The sequence below is a fragment of the Granulicella arctica genome (assembly GCF_025685605.1).
Classification (GTDB): domain Bacteria; phylum Acidobacteriota; class Terriglobia; order Terriglobales; family Acidobacteriaceae; genus Edaphobacter; species Edaphobacter arcticus.
Genome location: NZ_JAGTUT010000001.1, coordinates 280,384 through 303,715, shown reverse-complemented (window position 1 = coordinate 303,715; position 23,332 = coordinate 280,384). Strand labels below are relative to the sequence as shown.

The window sequence follows — 23,332 nt, the reverse complement described above, 5'->3', positions numbered from 1 at the left end:
AGTTTTCAAACAACGATGGAGGCTTTATGGCGGAATTGATTGTAGTCGGCTTCGCAAACAACATACACCGTGCGTCAGGTGTGCTCGATGAACTGAGAGTCCTAGATGATGCGTGGATTCTTCAACTTCGTGACGCTGTCGCCGTGCATCGTGAGCCGACTGGAGACTTGCACATGGATCAAAGCTACAAGCCAACAGGTTGGCAAGGCGCTGGCTGGGGAGGAGCTCTCGGCCTCCTCATAGGGGCGACGCTGGCAATACCTTTCACCGCGGGTGCGAGTGCATCAATCGCCGCCGGGGCTATCGCAGCTGCTGCATTAGGTGCGGCCGCAGTGGGTGTTACGAGCGCGGGCTTGGATGCTTCGTTCTGGAAAGACGAGTTCGGTATTCCTGAAGGCTTTGTGGAGGAAGTGAGCAGATTGGTTCTGCCAGGAAGCTCAGCAATCTACGCGATCGTTGAGTCGGACGAGAACGCCGCGATTGTCGCGGGCTTTCAGAGGTACGGCGGAGCTGTGCTTCGAACCGTAGTTAGCGAGCAGCAAAGAGCAAAGATCGAAAGGGCAATTCTCAACGCGAGCAGATAGTCGCGCTGCTTGCACCACATCACTAGCTGCACAACAACGAAACATGGCACATCCACCTCATTCAAGGAGAAACCGATGGCATCGCGAATTTATGAAGATCCTTCCGCGTTCGATATCCAGACCGCTCTAAGCGAACTCATGCAAGTGGTGCAATTGAATCCAGCCGACACCGGCGGTTCGATCAGCTTCAGCGGACAGGATCCGATCCTGCCGAGCAAGCATAGGCTCGGAGCGATCATGAGTTTGGGCATGATGGGAGCCTCTGCGGCGACACAGATCCTGTATCGAATGCGTGGCGGTGATGCGCAAGACCTCTCGGTCGATCTGAGAACCGCGGTCGCTCACATCAACCCATTGGTGGCTTACAAACCGAAGCTCAGCGGCCTCGGATACCAACTGCTGTTCGGCGATCCGCGTATCAATCCGATGTCGTTCGGGATATATCCCACAAAGGATGGGCGCTGGTATCTCCCCACTGCCGCATATCCGATGAGCATTCCGCCATGGATGGAACTTCTGAAGTGTGATTTGAATGGAAAAGCGGTTGGTAACGCGATCTCGCAGTGGAATGCACTCGATCTAGAGGACGCTGCAGCAGCCAAAGGCATGATCGGTTCGATGTGCCGCACGCCGGAGGAATGGCTCAACCACCCTCAGGGAAAATTGCTTTCGCAGACTCCGTTGATCGAGATCTTCAAAATCGGCGATAGCGAGCCGGAGTTGCCGCCTCTACTGGATAAGATGCGTCCACTCTCCGGGCTCAAAGTGATTAACAATACGCATGTGATCGCGGGACAGGTCGTTGGTCGGACCCTGGCTGAGCAGGGCGCACAAGTACTTCATTTTGCCCGGCCTGAGTATGAGTACGACGCGCTATGGGTTGACACCGCACCGGGCATGCGGTCTGCCTGGATGGACCTTACGCAGCCGGCTACCAAAGTTAAGGCGGCGGAGCTGCTGAAGAGCGCTGATGTCTTCGTTGAAAACTACCGGGGTCGGAAGCTAGCCGAGCTTGGCTTCTCGGCCGAGGCCGTGGCGGCGATTCGACCGGGGATTATTTACACATCTATCCGTGCATTCGGATGGGACGGACCCTGGAGCCAGCGAGCCGGCTTTGATATGGATGCCAACTGCTGCACTGGATTCACTGTCGATGAGGGTACTGAAGACGCTCCAAAGCTACCTTGCACGGTGGTACTCAATGACTACCTGGCGGGTTACCTGACAGCGATGGGAACACTGGCGGCCTTGATCCTGCGCGCAAAGTTTGGGGGAAGCTACCACGTGCGGACCTCCTTGGCTCGATTCTCGATGTGGTACGCCACGCTCGGCATCTTGGACCCGAACTATGTGGCGGAAACGCTGAAAGATTCCAGTCACAAAGTCATTCCTCCCAAGGGACTTCAGGGCATGCATGCGCTGGGGGAAGTAGACAGGCTTGAGCCCGGCATCACCTTCTCGAAAACGCCGGGCCGATGGGAACTGCCCGGAGGACTCATTGGAGTCGCTCGCGGCGGTTCGAAACCAGAGTGGGGTAACTACTGAGAATGGTGCCCGTAGAAGGTCTACGGGGCCACACTCCTAGCCTGCAACAGACGCACACGCTGCGCAACCGAGAGGCGCTGTGTGCCTAAGCACTGGACAACCGGAACCGGTAAAGGAGAACGTATGAACTCGATAGTGAAGAAGTTAGTAATAACTGCCATGCTTTTAGGCACCCCGGCGCTATTCGCCCAGGAAGGCCTTGAGAGCCTCAGACACGTCGCTCAACCAAAGGATGCATCCGAAGCTGCGGAGCCGTTTGGGGCAGTCCCAACAAACAAAATCTCTCTCTTGAACCTCGCTCCAGTCCTGGCCCCTTACCTCAACAACGGTCCGGTCTTCGGCCTTCCGGGAACAGATGCAGGCGCATTCGCTCGCAGGACACAACTCACAGGCGATTGGGGCGGCTTGCGAACGTCTCTAGCGAAGAAGGGCTTGTTCATTGATCTCTACACAACCAGCGTGTATCAGGAAGTGGCGTCCGGGGGGACGGCCGAAGGCAGCCGCTTCGTTCAGAACGTGCAGCTCTCGGCAAATTACGATACTGGACGCGCGGGTTTGTGGAGCGGTGGATTGTTCCACTTCACAATGCAAGGTCGCTTCGGTGACTCGGCAGCCAATACCTTCACGGCAGGCACCCTGCAGCCGCAGTATGCCGGACTAGTCGAACCAGGTCCCCTACTTGGTCATAATGGGTACCCGTCGGAATACTTCCTGACGCAGGCGTTAAACAAGAAGACCTTTCTGATCGTGGGCAAGATCAGCACGGTATTCTTCCCCGATCAGACGCTGTTTGGCTCGAATTACAAGTACAACTTCGCCAACTTCAATCTCGTTAAGAATCCAATGACAACACATTATTACGGGGCAGATGCACTCGCCGGTCTGTTAGCCGTGTCGCCAGCACCAAACCTGGTGATCGCTGCAGGGGTGCTCGATCCGAACAGTACTGCGGATACGGCAGGGAAGAAGATGTTCGATCACGTGAATGTGTACGCGACAGCGATCTACACGGAAGCGATCAAGGGGAAACCCGGACAAATTTCGCCTGCCTTCAACTGGTCCAACAACCCGAAAATAGACAATCAAAGTCCTTTCAACATAAGCTCGCCTGCGCAAGCCCCAGTAGCAATTGCATCCCTGCTCGATCTTGGAAGTCCCACCGGGATCGACACACATTTCAAGCCAACTAGCTATTTTGCGATTGTGAACGGGTCGCAGTATCTGATGGTAAAGGACCCGGCTGCATCAGTACCAGGCAAGATGAGGAGTGGACAGCCACTTCGCGGGATCGGTGTCTACGGGCGACTAGGCTATGCCCCTCGTGAAACGAACATCCTCACCCGAGTGGCCAGCGGAGCTTTATATGGACACGGGCTCGCAGATAGTCGTCCCAACGACAGTTACGGGGTCGGGTATTACTACAACAACGTGAGCAGTCCACTGAAGAAGGACATTTCTCAGCTTTCCGCCGGGACTGCCGGTGTCAAGGATGAGAAGGGCGTCGAAGCTTTCTATGGAATCGCACTCACACCCGCGATTCGGCTTATCCCCTCTTACCAGCACATATGGAATCCGATAGTCGCGGAGGTCACTAAACACGAGGATCATTCCGACGTATTTCTAGTCAGACTCACGATGGCCTTCTAGGCTTCTGTTTCGGCGACTCGTCCGATGTCGCGCGCATGCGCCGCATGTGCAAAGAAGAAATGCCAATCGGCACAATTGCCGAATGTCGATCGGCATGAGCGGTGACGTTGCGAATTGAGTGATTAGGAGGTAGCAACCATGAAGAAGCTGGCTATTGATGATGGACTACTGCTATCCAGTGCTGCTCGCTTGCTGTACTGGCAGCCGATGTTCTCTCTGCTAACAATCGCCGCTCTTACGGCTTTTACCTCGGGCTGCAGCACTGCATACGTTGTTCCCGAAACCCCAATGCCCGCTAATACGGTTCTGCTGTCGCAGGTCATGCGCGATCGGTCCTCTCAGCCCGGCTTTGCTAATGAGGTAATGGATCATATCGGTAACGGTCCAAAGCAAGGCCCCGCACTTCTTACACCGAGACTGCTCGAAGCTTTGCGCAAGCAGATCTTGGGTAAGGATTGGCAGGGTCTCGATCGCTTTCCCGGGTGGACGATGCATCAGGTCACCGGGGATGTCGCCATCGTGGATAGATACGAAACAGGCGGCTTACCTCCAGGTCAGGCGCTTGCCAGCTTCATCGATCTGGGTGGTTATGGGATGGAAACAGGACAAACTGTGTCCATCGATCAACCATCGACGCTGGCACCATTTACTACAGATCGGGTGGTAGTTCCTTTAGATAGTTCGGTCACCCACGGAGACGGAGCTGGTACACTCGCTAGCTTTCACGCCAACAGCCAACGCTTGGCGGATTCTTTCAATCGTCTCGCGGTTAATCGTCTGAGTGGGACAAAACCTTTCGTTGTAAAGCTTGGCAGCGAGGTCGCAAGTAGTCCTGAAGAGCTGGTTGCAGCATTCATCAAATTAGGGCTTCATGTCGAAATTGATGACGCACGCTACTTTGCGAACTTCGGTCATCTTCACTACAACGGCCAAGACGTAATGATGCCGTTCTGGATCGACACCGAGATACAAATACCCGGCACCAAGAGCTTGTTCCGCCCTGCCCGAACTCTTCTCGTGCCGGTGTCCCACGCTGAGTATGAATTGGAAGTACGCAATCACAAAGGCATCTACGCTGCTATCGCATACTACTTCGGTATCGATGGTAAGGCAGAGTGGCGCACTATGGACACCTTGGATCAAGGTTGGGTTCTGAAGCGCAAAGCGCATGTCTATCAAGATCAGAACGCCGTCGAGGTCACTCGTCTCACTACAGTCTTGCTCCTGGCTTACCTGCACCAACATGAACGCAGACCGAATCTGCCGTTTGGTGGCTATTACGCTCTCGGTGTTTGTCAGGATGCCGTATCAGCTATTGAGCGAAGGATGACCGGTTCGGTCACGCTTTTTCCGAATACTGTCGACGCATCGCTCTTCGATGACTCACGTGATCCGGAAGCGAACACACTGATGCGCGACATCCCGAGAGATCGTACGGGCAAGCCGCCGGAGCCAGAGCGTGTCTTCGGCGCTCTGCCGACCTCCGATCTTGAGCAAGTCACGATCCCGGGCCTGTCTGCCGACCTAAAGGCAGTCTTCAGTTCTTGGAAGAACGGGACGCTTGCGTACCGGAATTAGAAGCACGCAACACGATGTTTCGACCCATAACAATCCGGAAAGAACTTAAGCCATAGGAGGCCACATGAAAAGACACAAGAGAATGCTGAGCGTCGTGGGGCCCGGAGCAAGTGTTATGTCCGTGGCTGCATTACTCTTCACCGCTCAGTTGCTCGGCCAGACCTCCGTCCCGCCTCCGGCCCCTGCATCGCAAATGCCCAAGTCGACGAAACCCACGAGACCGGTTGGACGGCCAATGGTTGGCATAGCCCTTGAAGGAGGCGGCGCACTCGGAATTGCGCACGTGGGCGTACTCCAGTGGATGTACGAACACCATGTTCCGGTGGATCGCATAACTGGAACTAGTATGGGTGCCTTGGTTGGTGCACTTGTGGCGTCCGGCGAATCTCTATCAGATATTGCGAAGCTCACCAAGTCCGATACTTTCAGCACTCTGTTCACGACGAAGCTTTCGCTGAGTCACGCTAGCTTTCGCCGCAGAGAAGACAGGCAGGACATGCCGGGTGCTCTTACGCTTGGTCTGAAAGGCGGCAGCGTAACGCCCGGGAACGAACTTATTACCGACGATCATCTGAATGCCTTCTTGGCTGAACGATTGACCGGATACAACGCTGCGGCCCTTGAGTTTGATGATTTACCGATTCCATTTCGATGTGTCGCCTCCGATCTCACGACGCTCAAACCGAATACGTTTAGGAATGGATCCCTTGCGTTCGCTGTGCGAGCGTCAATCTCCATTCCCGGAGTTTTTGCGCCCGTCCGCTATGGCAACGACATTCTGATCGACGGTTTCATCACGGATAACTTACCCGTTGACGTGCTGCGGGACGATTTCCATCCTGATGTTGCCATATCTGTCTATCTCGGAGATTCGTCATTCTCAGAGGCCGACGCAGCTTCGCTTGCGAGCGTTGTCGGCCGAGCCCTTAGCGCAGGCTCAAGTCGCAATGTCGCGTTGACGAGACCTCTCGCGGACATTGAGATCGCGCCGGCCGTGACTGCTCTTTTCACGACGGATTATGCAAAAGCAGATGCCCTTCTCAAAGCGGGCTACGATGCTGCGGAGAGTCAGCGGGATCGTCTGTTGCCTTTGGCGTTGGACGACAACAACTGGAAACTTTACCAAGCGGATATCGCATCACGTCGTCGCCTCCCGCCAGGCCGTATCGACGAGGTCCACGTTGAAGGCCCCAACTCACAGGTGTCCCTTCACCTCGCAAAGAGTGCGGCCGATCTCGCAGGTAAGCCGTTTGATCCTCAAGCAGCGGCAAACGTCGTCTCTGACATAAGAGGAGAGGGCGCTTACGATGCGTACTACGACACCTATCAGAAGCCCCCGTCGGAGAACTCTGCTAACAAGTTCACTACGCCACAGAATGAAGGGGTCGTCATCCATTGGCGACCGCGCTACGATGGCCCTCCCTTCCTACTCATCAGTCCTGACGTTGTAGCTCTGTCATCGAATGTGACAGTCGCGGAACTGCATGCACGCTTTGTCGACGAAAACTTTGGAGGATACGGCTCTGAACTCCGATCAGACGCCCAGGTCGGATACTTTACTCGACTCGCATCGGAATATTACAGGCCCATCGCTTCTTCACGCTTCTTCGTACAGCCACAGCTGCGCCTATTGCGACAGCCTGTGTACATCTGGGAGAACCAAAAGCGCATATCCGAACGTCAGTTGCAGCTTGCTGGGGGAGGGCTTGATGTGGGTGAAACGATCAGCAAGGATCTTCAGGTCGCTCTGCAATATCGCGCGTCAACTGTCCTTTGGCAACTAAGAGATGGTTTGGATGACAGCCCAACGCAACATCTTTCCGGAATGACCGAGAGTCTGGCCGGGCACATCCTCTATAGCAATCGCACAGCAGAACTTGCCTCCCCTAAAGGAACCCGATTTGATCTCACCGTTGGTCGTCTCTTTCAGACAACAGCGAGCGAGCATGCACCCTTTGTTTTATTAAAGGCGAAGCAAACATTCACACTGGCGCACCTGAATCTGTTGAGTTTGTCCGTCGATGCAAACTCCTATTTCCGCCATAATGTCCCGGATCCTCTTCGGTTCACTCTTGGCGGCCCTCTACGCCTCTACGCATCTTCTATCGATGAGTACCGGGGGACCGATGCGATCCTTACGCAAGCAGCCTATTTGCGCCGGATAGCAACTTTGCCGACTGGCCTTGGGCAAGGGGTGTATGTAGTCACGGGATATGAAGCCGGCAACATCTGGTCACCAGAGAAAGCGGCATTTCTGAGACAAGATGCCTTCGGCGGACTTCTCCTAAGCACTCCACTTGGCGCCATCACTCTGGGCGGCGCGCTCGGAGACGCAGGTCACCGCAAGGTCTTTTTCACCTTCGGAAAACTCTTCTAGCAAAGTCGAGCAGTTCCTTTTTGTGTCGCGAAATAGTAAAGGACTTCGCAATCATGCGAATCCGAACCGAATTTATTAAGGAGAGCACAATGTGGTCACGAGAGTTTAAGGCCCTAGCCCGATTGGGATCAATCAACACGGCGCGGAGGTGGAGGCGCGTTCTTCTTTGTTCACTCGTCTTGTCTCTTCCACTAACACGCTTTGTGAACGCCCAGGGAGTGGTAAGCCCGCAGGTGGGCGATTCTGTTTCCGACCGGCAAGAGACGGGGACCCCAGTTCCTAAGCTGACACAGGCGCAGACAGATGACGAGGCAGCGAAGAACGCCGCTCAGAATCCGGTTGCACCAGCCATCAGTCTGCCGTTTCAAAACAACACCTACTACGAAGTTGGCCCCTACCGTAGGGCAGAGAATGGGTTCGTCGTTGAACCGGTGATCCCCTTCAAGCTCTCGGCCAATTGGGCTCTGCTCACGCGGACCATTACCCCCATCGAAGTGGTTCCCAGGCTCGCACCCTCAGAAGGTGTGGATTATGGCCTCGGTAATATCCAGCCACAGTTTTACCTAACGCCCATTCACCAAGGAAAAGTCCTTTGGGGAGCTGGCCCACAGCTGTGGCTGCCAACGGCGACAGACTCTATCCTTGGAACCAACAAGTGGGGTGGTGGTCCAGCACTCGCTGCAGTAGTCCATAAGGGTCCGTGGCTTGGGGGAGCACTCCTGAACAATCAATTCGCGGGATTGCATCACCAACACGTTAACTTGATGACCTTCAATCCCTTCTTGTTCTATAACCTGCCGCGCGGGTGGTACGTCATATCTTCACTCGTCATTACAGCGGATTGGACCAAATCTAGAAGTGACCGTTGGACGGTTCCTTTGGGCGGTGGAGTGGGACGTGTGTTCAAGATCGGCGCTCAGCCTGTGAACGCCCGTACGCAATTCCTTAATGATGTTCGAACGACTAACGGCGGTTCGGATTGGCAGCTCCAAACTCAACTTCAACTTGTGTTTTTGCCCAAGAAGAAAGTGACGCAATAACTGACCATGGAGATGTTGAGAATGCAGCATCCCTTGGAAGTCCCCAGTTGTCGGTGAAGTCATGAATTCAATTGAGGAGTTCCGTTGGGATGATCAACCCGTCGATCTTAAGCGCCCTCGCCGTCTTGGCGGGTTCCTCTGTGGGAGCCCTAACGCCTGTGCTGAGCAATTATGTTTTACAGCGGAGTGCAACACAACGCGATTTCGCGAATCGCGAAATCGTCGGAAGGCAGACGCTCTATTCGGAATTCATCACAGAGGCAACTCGCCTGTACGGCGATGGGCTGATCCGTAACGCTTTCGCTATGAGCGATGCTGTGGGGATTTACGCACTTGTCAGCCGCATGCGTCTGGTCGCACCGGACTCAGTGATTGTGGCAGCAGAGGCGGTCGTGAAGACCATTATCGAACGCTATGGCCAAGACAATTTAAGCCTGGAAGATCTTCCCAAAGCAGCCCTCGCGGCAAAGATCGATCCGCTAAACCAATTCAGCACTCGCTGCCGGCAAGATCTACGCGTGTTAGCTCAATCCACATGAGGGCACGTAATGGTGCGTGGCATTTCTGATGGTGGTCTTGCGGAGGAAACCTCTCTTCGCGCGTACATGCAGTTCACGCTTGCGCGTGGCCTGGCCGGAATGTACGGTTCATGGTTTAGGGCAAAGCATCGTCTGGTACTCGGCTTCTGGACGGCAGCTCTTCTGCTTGGGTGCCTCTTCGTGAGCAATCACAGTGGTAATCCCGGCGAGTCGCGACTTGGCCTGATCCAACTGGGCCTCTTCGCCCTGCTGATGTGTTTTCGCTCTGGCGTACGGGCTCACTTTGGTGGGCGATCGGTTTCCATGCGGCCTTCGAGTGGGCGGAAGCCTTCCTCTTTGGCGTTGCCGATAGCGGGTGGGAATAAAAGGGCATTTGCTTGGATCTCATCCCCGTGGCAACACTCTGCTCAGCGGTGGATCAGCAGGGGCCGAGGGCAGCGTGCTGGCGACAACAGCGTGGGCGCTCGGAGTCGTCTTTCTGGTCGTGACAACCTCACGCTCACGTTGGCCAATCGCGGGATTGCCCGCGAATCCGACGACACCCGGCGCTCAAAGAGCGCGGTGAGGCACCGCGTCCACCTCACTTGCGCTCTCGGCTTTGTGAATCAGCGTTTGTTTGTCTCGATAACGCGCTTGTGGTCAGTCAAGATTGCTGCTGAGAAGCCGATTTGCCGGGATTGACAGTGGAGAATACTCTACCGCCACATTAGTGCGGGGAGGAGGCGGGTGTCTGAGGGACTTGGGCCCGTTCTGGGGGGGAGGTAATTTGCGTGTTCTGAAAAGAATTGAGGAGCCAGTGCCCTTGTTCCTTGCTCAGAACAAATATGCCACGAGTGCTGGCGGGAGGCCCACCGCCGTGACGATCAACGATCGTGGTGATGACAACTGCCACATCATCGCGGATAAAGCGTATTTTCTCAACAGTAGTTTGTCTGTGGACGTCGTGAAATGGCCCAGCCTGAAGCTTCGTCATAATTGCAACGAAGGGTTCCATGCCTTTCGCCCAACCTCCATAGACATTGATGAAATCTGCGTCTACAGTTGCGTTCTGCAGGTTGGTGAGTTGCCGAGCATCATGGTTGTTCCATGCTATGTCCGCATTTGCAAAGAAGGTTCGAACAGCTTGGTCATCACCGCTGCTCTGGGCAGCAATGGTCAACGTGCCTGCAATGAGAAAAACACCTAGCGAAAACAACCGAAGCTTAATCATGATCGAAATCATACACAGGATGATTGCTCCTGATAAACGCCGTTTCCGCCAGTTGAGGTTGAATAACGATGAGCCGACTTGTCAGGGCTCATCTGGCTCGGTGAGCGCATTGGCGGTTTCCCAGTGTTCGAAGAAGGTGGAGCGCCGCCCGCAACGCCAAACAAGTTTGCCGCACCAGGCGATCGTCCGCAACAGAACGAGATCAGATGTTCCTCTGAGATCTTCTTCAGCACTTGGGTCGGAGGGCCACCTCCTAGATCATGAAAATCTCGCACTAGGTGCATCTGGTCGTAGTAGCCAACTTTATGAGCGATGTCGAGCCAACTGCTTTGGCTTGATCGGTACTCCCCGATGGCACGTTGAAAGCGCGACACCCGCGCCAGGGCTTTCGGAGAAACTCCGGCCCACTCGAGCGATCTTCGCCCAAACTGTCTCTCGCTTATTCCAATCATCCTTGCGGCGTCACCTACGTTGCATCCGCCTGATGCCAACCGGTGCATGGCCCGTGCTGTGGGATCGAGCGATTGGACTCGTTGAAGCCGATGGAGGAAGAAACTATCCAATAGCCGCACGCGATCTCCAAAGCTCTCCGCATTGCCGAGCCGCTGATAGAGAGACGAGACTTGCGGCCCCAACACGGCATGTCCTTCTGTTCCGGCTCCCGTGAGCGGTGAGAGTGGTATTCGGAAGAGACGGTACAGGCCGAGCGGCCGGAACAGAACAACCATTGACTGGACGTGATCGCGCAGGATCAGACGCACCCTGTGCGCATCGATGGGACCGATCACGGTTGCTGCCCAAGAAGGTCTTAGTCTTCCTGTTCCAAGCGCCTTGACATCGTAGACCGAGCCAAACTGAAACTCCAGCATCGCCCCAGCGCGGGGAAGAACTGGTTCAATGATCTCAGCCTCGTTGGCAGCCGTTTTGCGCTGCACATACTGCTGAATAAAAGGTGACAAGAAGGTGCTTGGGGTCGCGCTCTGCGCTGTCAGCATAACCGTCTCCAGACCTCACTAAGACTTCTGACCTGGGTTCGAAAAGGGTAGATCCATCTTCTCCACATTGTGCAGGTCCATCTGGGTTGCCTTCCAGTCGCCGCCCTCTTTCAGCAGCGTATATGACACAAGCATATCGTCCTCTTTGACAAGATCGAGCTTACCGTCCGGATTCATCGCCGGATTCTTCCAGCTTGCCTGCAAAATTATCACGGTCGGAGCGATCTGTCGTACGTCGATCAGCTTTAAGGGCGGCGCGGTGACATCATGAAATGGGCCTCCGGGCCGATGCAGGAAGCTAAGCGCCTTCTCAACCGCGGTGCGACCCTCCACCAATGTGCCGAAGCGGTTGACTGTATTGGCGTCTACGGTCTGAAGGAGACCGAGTTGGCGGGCGTCGTGATGATTCCAGGCATGAATCCATTTGCTGAGGAACTCGTTTGCTGTTGTACGGGCAGCGGACAAATCTATTGGTTGTTCACTTTTCAGGACAGAGGAGGCAGCGAGTGCGATTCCTGTCACGAGAAAATTGCGTCGGGAGGTCGAAGTAGTTGTCATAGGGAGACCGTAGTCTCGCGGCGAGAGTCGAGCCTAGTACAAACCCGACATGCAGCATAAAAAGTTGCTGCAACGAGCTCGGCTTTTGGGCTACAGCTGAAGCTGCCGGAATCTCTTCGCTACAACAGGCCGATGCACTCCTCTAGACGTCGCGGACGATTAGTCCTCATAAACGCGGTTGCCGTCAGTCGAGACACTTGCACAAATGTCTTCTAAGCTTGATAAGCTATCGCCGTGACGCTTGTCCTCGTAAGGAAAGATGATTGAAAAAGTCGTACCGTGTCTGCATCCTGAAGTGCTCGTTCGTACGCGCAATGAACCACGATGCTTTTCAATGATCTCGCGAGTCACCCATAAACCTAGCCCCGTTCCGACAGTCGCCTTCGTCGTAAAAAAGGGCTCCCAGATTTTGCTCAGAACATTGGAGGGGATACCTGTTCCGTTGTCTGAAATTGCCATGTGAACGCAGCCATTTCGCGTTCTCGTCCAAATCGTGATGCTTCCTGTTCGCCCACTGAGCGCATCGAGAGAATTAGCAATCAGATTGGAAAGAACCTGTTTCAGCTCGCCCTCAATGGCGAAGACATTGCATTCAGGCTGTAATTCGGTTCGCAACTCGACACCATTGCGTTGCGCCTGCTTGCGGTAGAAAACGACGACCGAATCGACGGTATTACTAACGTCGAAAAGGAGCGGCGCTGTCGATTCCCGGTAGAACGCCAATGTCTGCTTCGTAATGTGCGCTATGCGCGTTAGTTCGTCTTCAGCCATCGAAAGATAAGTCGCGCCTTCAGAGCTGACGCCATCGCGGACGAGGTAGAGAAGGTTTGTCAGCGCTTCAAGAGGGTTGTTTACCTCATGCGCGATGGTCGCCGCGAGTCGGCCGGCCGCGCTGAGTTTCTCAGATTTTCGCAACGCCTCGTGAGCAGCGACGGTTTCACTCACGTCCATCCCGAGAACGAAGATGCCATCTACGTTCTCGCTAGCGTCATAGGTAGGTTGATACACGAAAGTGATGTACCGGCTTTCAAATGCACCACCTTCACCACGTTGTAGTTCGACCTTGACGCTATCGCCGCGATAAGGCGTCCCTGAGCGGAATACTCTATCGAGTAGATCCACAAACCCTTGCTCACGGACTTCTGGCAGCGCACGTATGACAGGCAGGCCGATCACATCGCGGTTTCCAATTAGCTGCGTATAAGGCGCATTTGTGAACTGGAAAACGTGCTCAGGCCCGCGCAGGATAGCGATGAAGGCCGGTGCACTCTTGAACATGGAGGAAAACAGGTCTGACCGTCTGCGTTCTTCCAGGAAAGAAGATGTTCGAAGAAGCACATTTGAGATTTGTTCCGCCAAAAGATCGAGAAAGACACGATATTCTTCGTTGTATGGAAGTCGGGGGCTGATGCCCGCGACAAGAACACCAGACAGTGCGCTATCGTTCAGACCGCGCAATGGCAACAGAAGCGCACTCTTCTGCGGATCCTGCCAGACGCCTCCCGTGATTGGCCCGACCGTTTCTTGCAGATCATCGAGTATGACGGCTTGGTGATCCCGGAGTATGCCACGAAGGGGCTCCGCGAATCCACCCGGTGCAGACATATCCTCCACGCTTACAACTTCCGCCAGTCTTGCAAAGTCTCCTAGTCCCGTTTGCGCTACGAATTGTGCGCGACCCCCGTCAGACGCACAAAGGTAAAGAGCCGCAAATGAGACATCATGGGCGTCTTCGGAAAGAACGCGAACACACTGAATTGCGGCTTCTTCGATGCTTTCCGAAATTGGTATGGCGGCAATCTTCCGGAGCAAAGCCAGCCGTCTGCGTTGAAGAACGTAAGCTGTAGTCTCCGTGCATGGACTAAAAATTCCGGCGACTTCACCTTGACGGAAGATTGGGCCGTACGAAAACGAGAAGTAGGCCTCCTCGACGAATCCGTTCCGGCTCACGAAGAGTTGGAGGTCGTCACGATAGATCGCTTCTTGGCTCTCTCGAACGGAGCGAAGAAGAGGTTCGACCACATCCCAGATCTCAGCCCACATCTCTTGTCCTGGACGACCAATAAACTGGGGATGCTTTGCGGAACCAAGGAAGGGTCGATAGGCGTCGTTGTAGAAACGCAGATATTCTGGCCCCCACCAAATCTCGATGGCATGCCGACTCGCAAGACAAAGGCTCACTGCATTTCGCAACTCCTCTGGCCACGCTGAGACGGGACCGGCGGGGAGTTCCGCCCAGTCGATCTCGCGCATCCGGCAGGCCATTTCCCCATTTCCGCGCATCAGCAGCGCTTTCAGGTGCTTTTCTTGTGTGTCATCTGCCGTCGTCATCTATTTGATGATCTCCAAAGCACTCAAACAGACCGGAGTAAGAGTGGCATGATTCATGTTTTCAGAGTGTTGAAGGCTGAGAGTGCTGCGTTCCCCCAACGCCCAAAATGGTCATCACAGAATACCTGAGCCCCCGCCCTTTCGCGATTTAGCGAGATCATCCCTGCATTACGCCTTGAAAAAGGCCTTCCGATAGTGCCATAGGTCGGCAGGTATGGTCGACTGTCACCGACAGACGCCTTTCGCGTCAGTTGGGCTGATGGATATTGTCAAGGTGGGCTGGCGTTGGCGGTATATCTTCGAGCTGAAAGTTGCTCAGACCCACTCCAACCAAACGAAATAGCTGATGCGGTCCAAACTCAACTCGCTCTCGTAGAGAGAGGGCGATGGCAGTTAGTTCGTTGCAAGAGCAGGGTGGAGACAGAGGAGTTAAGCTGCGGGTGATCGTGGCAAACTCTCTCGTCTTTAGCTTGAGAACGACTGTCCTTGCGCACCGCGCATTTTCGCTTGAACCCCTCCAAACCTTCTCTGCGAGGCGACGGATCAAAAGTTCCGTTTCAGCAAGCGGAATGTCACGCTCGAAGGTGTCTTCTGCAGATATCGACTTGCTTGCTCGATTTGGCACGACCGGATTATGGTCGATCCCACGGGCGAGCTGATGGAGCCGAATCCCGTAGCGTCCAAAGTGAGCCTCCAACTGCGCCAAGTCGAGATTGAACAAATCGCTGATGGTGGCGATGCCGACAGCCTTCATTCGAGACTCGGTGACTTGTCCAACTCCTGGTATCCGCCCTACGGTCAACGGCTGTAAAAAGCTTTGTGCTTCGTGGGGTTGAATAACAAATAGCCCGTCCGGCTTCTTCCAGTCAGAAGCGATCTTCGCCAGAAACTTGTTGGGCGCGACGCCGGCAGACGCGACTAGATTGAGCTCTGCACGTATCTGCTGCCGAATCGTCTTAGCCACGAGGGTTGCAGTGGGCAAGCCTGTTTTGTTTTCCGTCACGTCCAGATACGCCTCGTCGAGAGAGAGGGGCTCGATCAAATCTGTATGGCGTTCGAAAATTCCCCGGATAGCTCGTGAGGCTTCTTTGTAGCGGACGAAGTCAGGCGGGATGAAGACCGCTCCGGGGCAAAGACGCTCTGCCGTAAGCGCGGGCATCGCGGATCGTACTCCAAAACGACGCGCTTCGTAGGAAGCGGCGCACACAACCGAGCGATTGCCTCGCCATGCAACAACGACCGGCCTCCCCCGCAAGTCTGGATTGTCTCTCTGTTCAACGGACGCATAGAACGCGTCCATGTCGATATGCACGATTTTGCGTGGTGTCGGAGCGCCGTTCACAGATAGCGGAATGAGTGGATTCTGGCTCGGCACTCTAGAGACGCTCCTCTCGGAATTGTAAGCGAAGATAAGGCGAAGAACCTAGAGAAACTTATGACTGCACTATGGATTGTGCAAGGTTGACTTCCACCCGGAAGCGCGGAGTATGCTGAGATTTCGTAAGAGAACAAAAGGCGAAAACGCAATGGCACTGCAATCACGAAGCGCGGCTCTACGGCAGGAGATCGAGAGCAGCCTTGCGTCTCGAATTCCCGCCGCCTTATCGCCTCAGGCTGTGCAAGCTCCCCGGCTTCTCCCTATCAGCAATGAGTCTGTAAGCGCCCTACTCGACGGCGGATTGCCCATCGGTGGCATCTGCGAATTTACCGGTCCTGCCTCGGCCGGCAGGACATCGCTTGCTTTTTCTGTTCTGAGTGAAGCGACGGTCGATTCCGCCTGCGCCTACATCGACGTGAGTGACAGCCTTGACCCGAGAAGCGCCGCCGCCGCCGGAGTGCGACTCACGAATCTCCTCTGGGTGCGCTTTTCGGACGGGCAGGAGGCGCGAGCAAGCTCTGCCCAACCCAGCCAATCCGTCATGCCTAAGCGAGATGATGTGGGAGATAGATCGACCCAGCATCACGGTATCCGACACCCACGCACCGAGACGAAGGGCATCGATCGGGCATTAGAGAAGATGCTTATTCAGAAGGCAGAGACGCGGCTCAAGAAGATGGAAGGAACCCCGGGCTTTCCAAACCAAAATCTTAGCCTCGCGGCCGCCTCGGAGGAGCAAATCGCGTTCGAGCATTTCAACGCCCGCCGTGCCGATGCGTCTGATCCTTTACGGCAGATCGACCGCAGAGCTGCGGACGATGCCCGCGAACGCGCCCAATTACCCGCAGTCGTACAGGGCGGGTTGAAACGTGAGACCAAACCGTGGAGCAAGTTGGATAAGGCTCTCCGGACAGCGGACCAGATTCTTCAGGCTGGAGGCTTTCGGGTCGTAGTGCTTGACCTCGTCTCCGTCACCCCAGAGCAAGCACTTCGTATCCCGTCAGCGACCTGGTATCGGTTCAGCCGCGCCGCGCAGGAGGGCGATGCCATCCTGCTCCTCCTGACGCAGGAGCCGTGTGCCAGATCGAGCGCAAAGTGCGTGCTCGACTGTTCCCCCCGCATAGCTGCAAACGAATCAACCCATGTCCTCAGCAGCATGATCCACACAGCGGAAGTCATTCGCCAGCGTGTAGCGAATCCTTACGGTGAAAAAGCACCGGGCCGAGCGGTCGAGTGGAGTTCGACCGCGCCGTGGATGCGCGCGGCGGGGAGATAGCCGATGGAATATGCCGCGATCCACATCCCGGAGTTTCCTGTCGTTGCATGGCTGCGATCGGATGCCGCCGCCCGCTCCCATGCCCTCGCCGTAACCGAGGGCATGACGCCACTCCAGCGTGTTGTCTCCATCAATCGCTCAGCGAGAAACCAAGGCGTCTCGCGCGGCATGAGCAAGGTTCAGGCCGAGGCCATTGGATCATTAATCTTCCGTAATCGTTCTATCGCGGAAGAGACCATATCGTTTGAGGACGTGTTGGAGATCGCCGAGCGGTTCTCCCCACGAATTGAAGCTCTGTCAGGACCGCTCAACAGCTACGCTCAGGCCCATTCGTTATCTGTCTCGCTCCTGATAGATCGCACTGGCACCGAGACATTGTTCGGCACCGCAGAACAGTACGCCCGAAAGCTGAAGTGTGAGTTTGATGCGGCAAGTTTTCCTTGCAGCGTAGCCACTTGCTCGAACGCGGAAGCAAGTCTGCTACTCGCTCGTTCGCATACTGGAGTGATTTGCGTCCAGACAAACGAACTGGCAAAGAGGCTTGCTCCACTGCCCATCTCATTGCTCCGCTGCGATGAAGCCACTTTGACTGTGTTTGGCAGGTGGGGAGTGCGGACGCTTGGAGAGCTTGCGGCACTCCCCGAGACTTCGCTCATCAGTCGCATCGGACAGCAAGCGAGACGCCTGCAGCGTCTCGCTCGTGGCACAGAAGATCATCTGCTTGTACCGGAAGAGGCAGATCTTGTTCTCTCCGAGACCGTGACACTCGATACGCCGCTCGTCCTACTGGACTCGCTGCTCTTTGTCGCCTCGCCGATGTTGGAACGCATCATGCGCCGCGCCATCGAACGTGCCTATGCGCTGAGAAGTCTGACCCTTGGCTTGCAACTGGAGAAAGCCCCAGCCTACGAGCGGCACATCCGTCCCGCAATCGCTACGCAGAACCGCGACTTGTTGCTCAAGCTGCTCAATCTGGACTTGCAAAGCCACCCGCCGTCGGCGGCCATCCTTGGCGTGACGCTCACGGCAGAAGCCGCGCGTCCGCAGACAGCACAGCGCGGCCTTTTCCAAGCCCAGTTTCCAGAGCCGGACAAGCTCGACATCCTCCTCGCAAGACTCCGCTCGATTGCCGGCGACCACAATGTAGGCACACCGGAACTAAGAAACAGTCATCGTGACGATGAAGTCACAATGACATCGTTTCGTCCCAGTGTCCTCACTCCGGGCGCGTCCGTGTCGAAGCCGTCATGTCTTGCGCTTCGCAGGTTCCGTCCGGCCCAGCCCGTCCGGGTGTCGTTGAAGAACGGAACGCCGTCACTTCTTTTCTGGCAGGGCGGACGACTAGACCTTGCCGAAGTTAAAGGCCCTTGGCAGTCGAGCGGTTATTGGTGGGATGGTCGAACATGGGAAGCTGACGAATGGGATGCCGTCGTTGTGCAGCCCCTCTACGCCCTCCGCCTTCGTTATGAACGCGCACCGAAGGCGTGGACTATCGCAGGTGTGTATGACTGAGCACTATGTTGAGTTCCACGCCCGCTCTGCTTTCTCCTTCCTTGAAGGAGCTTCGCTCCCCGAGGCTTTGGTAGAGCAGGCCGCCAATCTTGGAATGCCTGCCCTCGGCATCCTCGACCGCGACGGCCTCTACGGAGCGCCACGTCTTTACACCACCGCGAAGAAGTTGGGGCTGCGCTCTCACGTCGGAGCTGAGATATCCGTTAGCGATCTTGGTTTGCAGGTGCAACCGGCAGAGTGGCAACCGCATACGATTCCTCAAAGACCAGTGCGGCTTAGCCTTCTCTGCGAATCGCAGACAGGCTATCGCAATCTCTCGCAGCTCATCACCGGGTACAAGCTCAGGCAGAAGACGAAGGGGGAGGGCGTTGCCACGCTTCGTGAGGTCAAGGAGCGGTGTGAGGGATTGGTTTGTTTGACCGGCGGCGATGAAGGACCGCTTGCCGCCGCACTCGAAAGAGGTGGCATGGATGAAGGACGGCGCCTGCTACGCTCACTCGTTCAGACCTTCGGCCCGAACAACGTGTACGTCGAACTCCAACGCCACCGCATCCGCGAACAGGAAGCCCGCAACGAAGCCGCAGTCTCCCTCTCGTACGAGTTTCGTCTTCCCATTCTTGCGACGAACGGCGTCAACATGGCGACCGCTTTAGAGCGAGAGGTACTTGATGTGTTGACTACTATTCGCCATCACACATCGCTTGACGCGGCCGGTCTGCTCTTGCAGCACAACGCAAACCGTTATCTCCGGTCAGCGCAGGAAATGGCCGCGCTTTACAAAGACATTCCCCAGGCCATCGCCGAGACACGCGAGCTGTCGTCCCGCCTCCAGTTCGAGATGAAGGACATGGGATACCAGTTCCCGCTCTACCCAGTCGGCGACGAGACGATGGATAGCTTCCTCTACAAGAGGACGATGGAGGGAGCGCTCAAGCGCTACGGCGCAAAGAGCAGCGCCAGCCTTCGCAAGCGCGCAGAGAAGCAGGTTGAGAAAGAGCTTGCGCTCATCGCCAAGCTGGGGCTCGCTGGATATTTCCTCATCGTGTGGGACATCGTTGAGTTTTGCCGGAAGAACGGCATCCTTGTACAAGGCCGAGGCTCCGCCGCCAACTCCGCTGTCTGCTACGCACTCGGCATCACCGCAGTTGATCCGGTAGGAATGGAGCTGCTCTTCGAGCGTTTCCTGTCCGAGGTGCGCGGAGAGTGGCCAGACATCGACTTGGATCTTCCTTCGGGGGAAGACCGCGAGAAGGCGATCCAGTATGTTTATACCCGGTACGGCCAGTTGGGAGCCGCGATGTGTGCGAACGTCATCACCTATCGCGGCAAGTCGGCGGCTCGCGAGGTTGGAAAATCGCTGGGCTTCGATGAGGCCACGCTGACCCGCCTTACCCGGCTCGTCAGTGCGTGGGAGTGGAAGGGCGCGACCGACACGATGCAGGAGCAGTTCCGCGTTGCCGGATTCGACCTCGCGCATCCTCGCATCGCCAAATATCTAGAGCTTTCGATTCGGATGCTCGACTTGCCGCGCCATCTGGGGCAACACTCAGGCGGCATGATTATCGCGCAGGGCCAACTGGCTTCCGTTGTTCCCATCGAACCGGCGAGTATGCCCGGTCGCAACGTCATCCAGTGGGACAAGGAAGATGTCAGCGATATGGGCCTCATCAAGGTAGACCTGCTTGGCCTTGGCATGATGGCAGTCCTCAAGGACTGCACCAATCTCATTCCGCAGCACTACGGCAAGGCCGTAGACATCGCACAGATACCTCACGACGACCGGCAGGTGTACGCATCGCTCCGTAAGGCCGACACCATCGGATTGTTTCAAGTCGAATCGCGAGCGCAGATGGCCTCGCTCCCTCGCAACAATCCTGACAAGTTCTACGACCTCGTGGTGCAGGTCGCAATCATCCGCCCAGGCCCCATCGTCGGCAAGATGATGAACCCCTATATGGAGCGGCGTCAGGGAAGGCAGGAGATCACCTATCCGCATCCGCTTTTAGAGCCGGTGCTTCGCCGGACTCTCGGCGTTCCACTTTTTCAGGAACAGTTGCTCCGTATCGCCATGACCATCGCGGACTTTACTGGAGGCGAGGCCGAGGAGTTGCGCCGCGCCCTTGGAAGCCGCCGATCAGCCGACAAGATGCGGGCTTTGGAGATCAAGCTCCGTGACGGCATGAATAAGAATCAGGTCGGACTTCCAGCCCAGGAGGAGATCATCCAGTCGATCAGCTCTTTCGCGCTTTATGGCTTCCCGGAGTCTCACGCGGCCAGCTTCGCCCTTATCGCCTATGCGAGTGCATGGCTGAAGTTTCACTACCTCGGGGCCTTCACCGCCGCGATCCTTAATAACCAGCCTATGGGCTTCTACTCCGCTGCCGTGCTCGTCAAAGACGCGCAGCGTCACGGCCTTCGGGTGCGACCCATCGACGTGATGCGGTCGAGTTGGCCATGTACGTTAGAGCGCGAAGAAGACGGTTCGCTTTCGCTGCGTCTCGGCCTTCGCTTTGCCCGTGGCCTTCGAGAGACCGCCGCCGTAGAGCTTGAGGCTGCAAGGGAGCAACGAGCCTTCGCTTCTATCGAAGAACTCGCGCGTCGGGTGCCTCTGCTCTCCCGCGCTGACCTTGCCACACTCGCCGAAGTTGGTGCGCTGAACTCGATTGGCGAAGGTTCGCATCGTCGTGATGCGCTTTGGCAAGTCCAGAGAGCAGGACGGCAGGCAGGGCCGCTCTTGGAGTCGTTGGATCAGGACGAGGACCAGACTTCGCCATTGCAGGCCATGAATCCCGAGGAGCGCATGGTTGCCGACTACGCCGGGACCGGCATCACGGTAGGCCGTCATCCAATGGCTCATTGTCGCGAGCAACTGCGGAGCATGAACGTTTGCCGCGCCGAGGATCTCCGTATGCTTCGCCACGGAGTCAAAGCCCGCATCGCCGGCTGCGTCATTGCCAGACAGCGCCCTGGCACAGCCCACGGCTTCATCTTCCTGTCCATCGAGGATGAGACTGGCATATCGAATGCGATCATCGATCCCGAGCTATACGAGCAGAAGCGTTCACTGGTGACGTATGCCCGATTCCTCTTGGTCGAAGGCATGCTGCAAAACGTCGATAAGGTCATCCACATCCGAGCCAAACATATCGAAGCGTTGAGTGTCACCGCAGCGCCAACTCAGTCGCATGACTTTCATTAAATGAGCGAACACATGACATCGCCGGGTGACTCCCAGCCGCCGAAAGATTGGTGGCTGGAGAATGCCTGTCGAATAGCCGCGTTCCGACTGCGGCAGGCAAAGTACCTGAGTGCAAACACCGTTCCACTTCGAGAGCAGGTGAGGGACAGCGTTGAGTTCGTTCGGATCGTGTGGGAAGAGATCGAGCGTTCCTTAAGAGACGAGGCATAATTCGTCAGTAGTCTTTGCAGGGTTTAGACCCTTTCGCCTTGGACACGAGAAAATCCCTTAAGGCCGGACTTCCAACCGATTCGTCGCTCATCACGACTCGCCATTCGTCGCCATGCCTTGCGAATGCCATTCCATGTAGCGCCATCATCTCGCATAGAAGATCGTAGATTGGCGCAAAGACTTCGATGGAATGCCAAGCTAACTCCGAAAGATAGAGTTGATGGAGCGCGCGTCCCAATCTCACCATCAATTCCGCTACCTGCGGGTTCTGCGAAAGCAACACCTTAGCCATAGGTGCTTGTTCTGCTCCATTGAGCTCTAATCCGTGAAGGTGCCCGAGGAGGTAGCCCGCGCAGATGAAGGCGTCTCCAAAAACTTGTTGAATCTCCTGAAAGGCGTCGATCGCTTTCCCGCCGTCTCGATAAATTTCGATCCACCTTTGGGATGCCCTGCGACTTTCTTCAAGCGACTGACAAAAGGCCCTGTCAAAGTCTTCTAATGCTTCCGTTCGATATTGGGCGGAAGACCGGCAAGCGGCATACTCACTCCAGACATCGAGCGCCTTGATAAAGGTTTGCCGGGAGCGATCGCCACATTCCAGCGTATGCCCGTAAATTTCCGGAAAGGTCCTGTATAGATGCCCCTCATGTTCGACATGAGCTGCTTCGTGGGCGATGCATCCGCAGGCTAATGCCTGCTCTTCGGACTTCGAGGACAGCGTCATCAAACCCAAGCCAGAGCGCAGCACGATGTGGAACCGAAATTCATCTCCACGGTTCACAGCTACGGTGCGGGCAAGTTCCATCGTCTCGGGTTGATCGCTCATCTCCAGCGGAACGATTCCGTCCGGCAGATTCTGTAATTGACATGCGGTCTGCCGCGCATCGAGCGCAACCGTCACACCATCCAGAGCACGCAGGTCCATCCCGGTAAGCGCAAGGGCGTACAACGACTCTTCGATAAACGAGGCAATTCCGTGCTCAACTTCCTTTGAGTCATAGCAGGAAATGGAGACGCGGCATTGGTGGGGGAGCAGGAGCGTTCCTTCAGCGTTCTGGTGAAAGTCCAGGACGTGGTCACCCGTCATTTTCCAAGCCTCATAGCCGTCCGCGTATCAGCGTATCGGAAGAGTGTCTTTATCGCGACAACAAAAAAACAAAGATTCGTTGATCCGGTACGGACCGAGGAAGCTCCGGTTGTCTAGCGTCACGACTCAGTAGCGACTCATCCAACTCACTCAGGGAAACGTCTGCGGTACGCCCCCGCAAACTGCCCTATAAACCCGTGATCGGGGAGTTGGAAAACCGAACAGAGTACGGTTCCTGTGACCTTTAGCTTTAGGGGCCTGGACAT

At 55.9% G+C, this 23,332-nt stretch carries 16 protein-coding genes; 10 read left to right on the top strand and 6 right to left on the bottom strand.

Features of this window, described 5'->3' with window-relative positions; genetic code table 11:
- Positions 1-26 precede the first annotated feature (26 nt).
- The 7 genes from OHL20_RS01245 (at position 27) to OHL20_RS01215 (ending at position 9,310) form a co-directional block, all read left to right on the top strand.
- The gene (locus OHL20_RS01245) at positions 27-584 is read left to right on the top strand and encodes a DUF1269 domain-containing protein (RefSeq protein ID WP_263381403.1); all 558 of its coding nucleotides are present in this window, start codon (positions 27-29) and stop codon (positions 582-584) included.
- 75 nt (positions 585-659) lie between these two features.
- The gene (locus tag OHL20_RS01240) at positions 660-2,129 is read left to right on the top strand and encodes a CoA transferase (protein WP_263381402.1); all 1,470 of its coding nucleotides are present in this window, start codon (positions 660-662) and stop codon (positions 2,127-2,129) included.
- Between the two features lie 123 nt (positions 2,130-2,252).
- Positions 2,253-3,776 (top strand): carbohydrate porin, encoded by a 1,524-nt coding sequence (locus OHL20_RS01235; protein WP_263381401.1) that lies wholly within the window; start codon positions 2,253-2,255, stop codon positions 3,774-3,776.
- Positions 3,777-3,914: 138 nt separating this feature from the next.
- Complete coding sequence (locus OHL20_RS01230; protein ID WP_263381400.1) at positions 3,915-5,354, top strand: hypothetical protein; 1,440 nt, start codon at positions 3,915-3,917, stop codon at positions 5,352-5,354.
- A 64-nt stretch (positions 5,355-5,418) separates the two neighbouring features.
- Positions 5,419-7,731, top strand: coding sequence for a patatin-like phospholipase family protein (locus OHL20_RS01225; protein ID WP_263381399.1), 2,313 nt, complete (start codon positions 5,419-5,421; stop codon positions 7,729-7,731).
- A 233-nt stretch (positions 7,732-7,964) separates the two neighbouring features.
- Positions 7,965-8,771, top strand: coding sequence for a neuromedin U (locus OHL20_RS01220; protein WP_263381398.1), 807 nt, complete (start codon positions 7,965-7,967; stop codon positions 8,769-8,771).
- A gap of 89 nt (positions 8,772-8,860) precedes the next feature.
- Positions 8,861-9,310, top strand: coding sequence for a hypothetical protein (locus OHL20_RS01215; RefSeq protein WP_263381397.1), 450 nt, complete (start codon positions 8,861-8,863; stop codon positions 9,308-9,310).
- A 706-nt stretch (positions 9,311-10,016) separates the two neighbouring features.
- Here OHL20_RS01215 and OHL20_RS01210 read toward each other — a convergent pair.
- The 5 genes from OHL20_RS01210 to dinB form a co-directional block, all read right to left on the bottom strand.
- Positions 10,017-10,532: an SgcJ/EcaC family oxidoreductase gene (locus tag OHL20_RS01210; RefSeq protein WP_263381396.1), complete on the bottom strand. Its 516-nt coding sequence runs from the start codon at positions 10,530-10,532 to the stop codon at positions 10,017-10,019.
- The gene (locus OHL20_RS01205; protein ID WP_263381395.1) at positions 10,529-11,515 is read right to left on the bottom strand and encodes a helix-turn-helix domain-containing protein; all 987 of its coding nucleotides are present in this window, start codon (positions 11,513-11,515) and stop codon (positions 10,529-10,531) included. Before OHL20_RS01205 ends, OHL20_RS01210 begins: the two co-directional genes overlap by 4 nt.
- A gap of 18 nt (positions 11,516-11,533) precedes the next feature.
- Positions 11,534-11,980 (bottom strand): Cif family virulence factor, encoded by a 447-nt coding sequence (locus OHL20_RS01200; protein WP_263381394.1) that lies wholly within the window; start codon positions 11,978-11,980, stop codon positions 11,534-11,536.
- A gap of 252 nt (positions 11,981-12,232) precedes the next feature.
- Positions 12,233-14,116 (bottom strand): ATP-binding protein, encoded by a 1,884-nt coding sequence (locus tag OHL20_RS01195; protein WP_263381393.1) that lies wholly within the window; start codon positions 14,114-14,116, stop codon positions 12,233-12,235.
- A gap of 535 nt (positions 14,117-14,651) precedes the next feature.
- Positions 14,652-15,779 (bottom strand): DNA polymerase IV, encoded by a 1,128-nt coding sequence (gene dinB / locus OHL20_RS01190; RefSeq protein WP_263381392.1) that lies wholly within the window; start codon positions 15,777-15,779, stop codon positions 14,652-14,654.
- A gap of 151 nt (positions 15,780-15,930) precedes the next feature.
- Between dinB and OHL20_RS01185 the strand changes: the two genes are divergently transcribed.
- From OHL20_RS01185 to OHL20_RS01175, 3 genes are read left to right on the top strand one after another with little or no spacing between them, the layout of a single operon-like run.
- On the top strand, positions 15,931-17,058 hold the full coding sequence (locus tag OHL20_RS01185) for a DNA recombination/repair protein RecA (protein WP_263381391.1): 1,128 nt from the start codon (positions 15,931-15,933) through the stop codon (positions 17,056-17,058).
- A 3-nt stretch (positions 17,059-17,061) separates the two neighbouring features.
- Positions 17,062-18,570, top strand: a complete 1,509-nt coding sequence (locus OHL20_RS01180) for a DNA polymerase Y family protein (RefSeq protein ID WP_263381390.1) — start codon at positions 17,062-17,064, stop codon at positions 18,568-18,570.
- Positions 18,563-21,769, top strand: a complete 3,207-nt coding sequence (locus tag OHL20_RS01175) for a DNA polymerase III subunit alpha (RefSeq protein WP_263381389.1) — start codon at positions 18,563-18,565, stop codon at positions 21,767-21,769. The genes OHL20_RS01180 and OHL20_RS01175 overlap by 8 nt, the downstream gene beginning before the upstream one ends.
- Positions 21,770-21,983: 214 nt before the next feature.
- Here OHL20_RS01175 and OHL20_RS01170 read toward each other — a convergent pair whose 3' ends face one another.
- Entirely contained in the window at positions 21,984-22,928 is a 945-nt protein-coding gene (locus tag OHL20_RS01170) for a hypothetical protein (RefSeq protein ID WP_263381388.1), read from the bottom strand.
- Between the last annotated feature and the right edge of the window lie 404 nt (positions 22,929-23,332).

Bases quoted from the DNA above. Each gene is read 5' to 3' on its own strand.
- OHL20_RS01245 (WP_263381403.1), top strand. From the start codon at position 27: ATGGCGGAATTGATTGTAGTCGGCTTCGCAAACAACATACACCGTGCG.
- OHL20_RS01240 (WP_263381402.1), top strand. From the start codon at position 660: ATGGCATCGCGAATTTATGAAGATCCTTCCGCGTTCGATATCCAGACC.
- OHL20_RS01235 (WP_263381401.1), top strand. From the start codon at position 2,253: ATGAACTCGATAGTGAAGAAGTTAGTAATAACTGCCATGCTTTTAGGC.
- OHL20_RS01230 (WP_263381400.1), top strand. From the start codon at position 3,915: ATGAAGAAGCTGGCTATTGATGATGGACTACTGCTATCCAGTGCTGCT.
- OHL20_RS01225 (WP_263381399.1), top strand. From the start codon at position 5,419: ATGAAAAGACACAAGAGAATGCTGAGCGTCGTGGGGCCCGGAGCAAGT.
- OHL20_RS01215 (WP_263381397.1), top strand. From the start codon at position 8,861: ATGATCAACCCGTCGATCTTAAGCGCCCTCGCCGTCTTGGCGGGTTCC.
- OHL20_RS01210 (WP_263381396.1), bottom strand. From the start codon at position 10,532: ATGATTTCGATCATGATTAAGCTTCGGTTGTTTTCGCTAGGTGTTTTT.
- OHL20_RS01205 (WP_263381395.1), bottom strand. From the start codon at position 11,515: ATGCTGACAGCGCAGAGCGCGACCCCAAGCACCTTCTTGTCACCTTTT.
- OHL20_RS01195 (WP_263381393.1), bottom strand. From the start codon at position 14,116: ATGTGGGCTGAGATCTGGGATGTGGTCGAACCTCTTCTTCGCTCCGTT.
- OHL20_RS01185 (WP_263381391.1), top strand. From the start codon at position 15,931: ATGGCACTGCAATCACGAAGCGCGGCTCTACGGCAGGAGATCGAGAGC.
- OHL20_RS01180 (WP_263381390.1), top strand. From the start codon at position 17,062: ATGGAATATGCCGCGATCCACATCCCGGAGTTTCCTGTCGTTGCATGG.
- OHL20_RS01175 (WP_263381389.1), top strand. From the start codon at position 18,563: ATGACTGAGCACTATGTTGAGTTCCACGCCCGCTCTGCTTTCTCCTTC.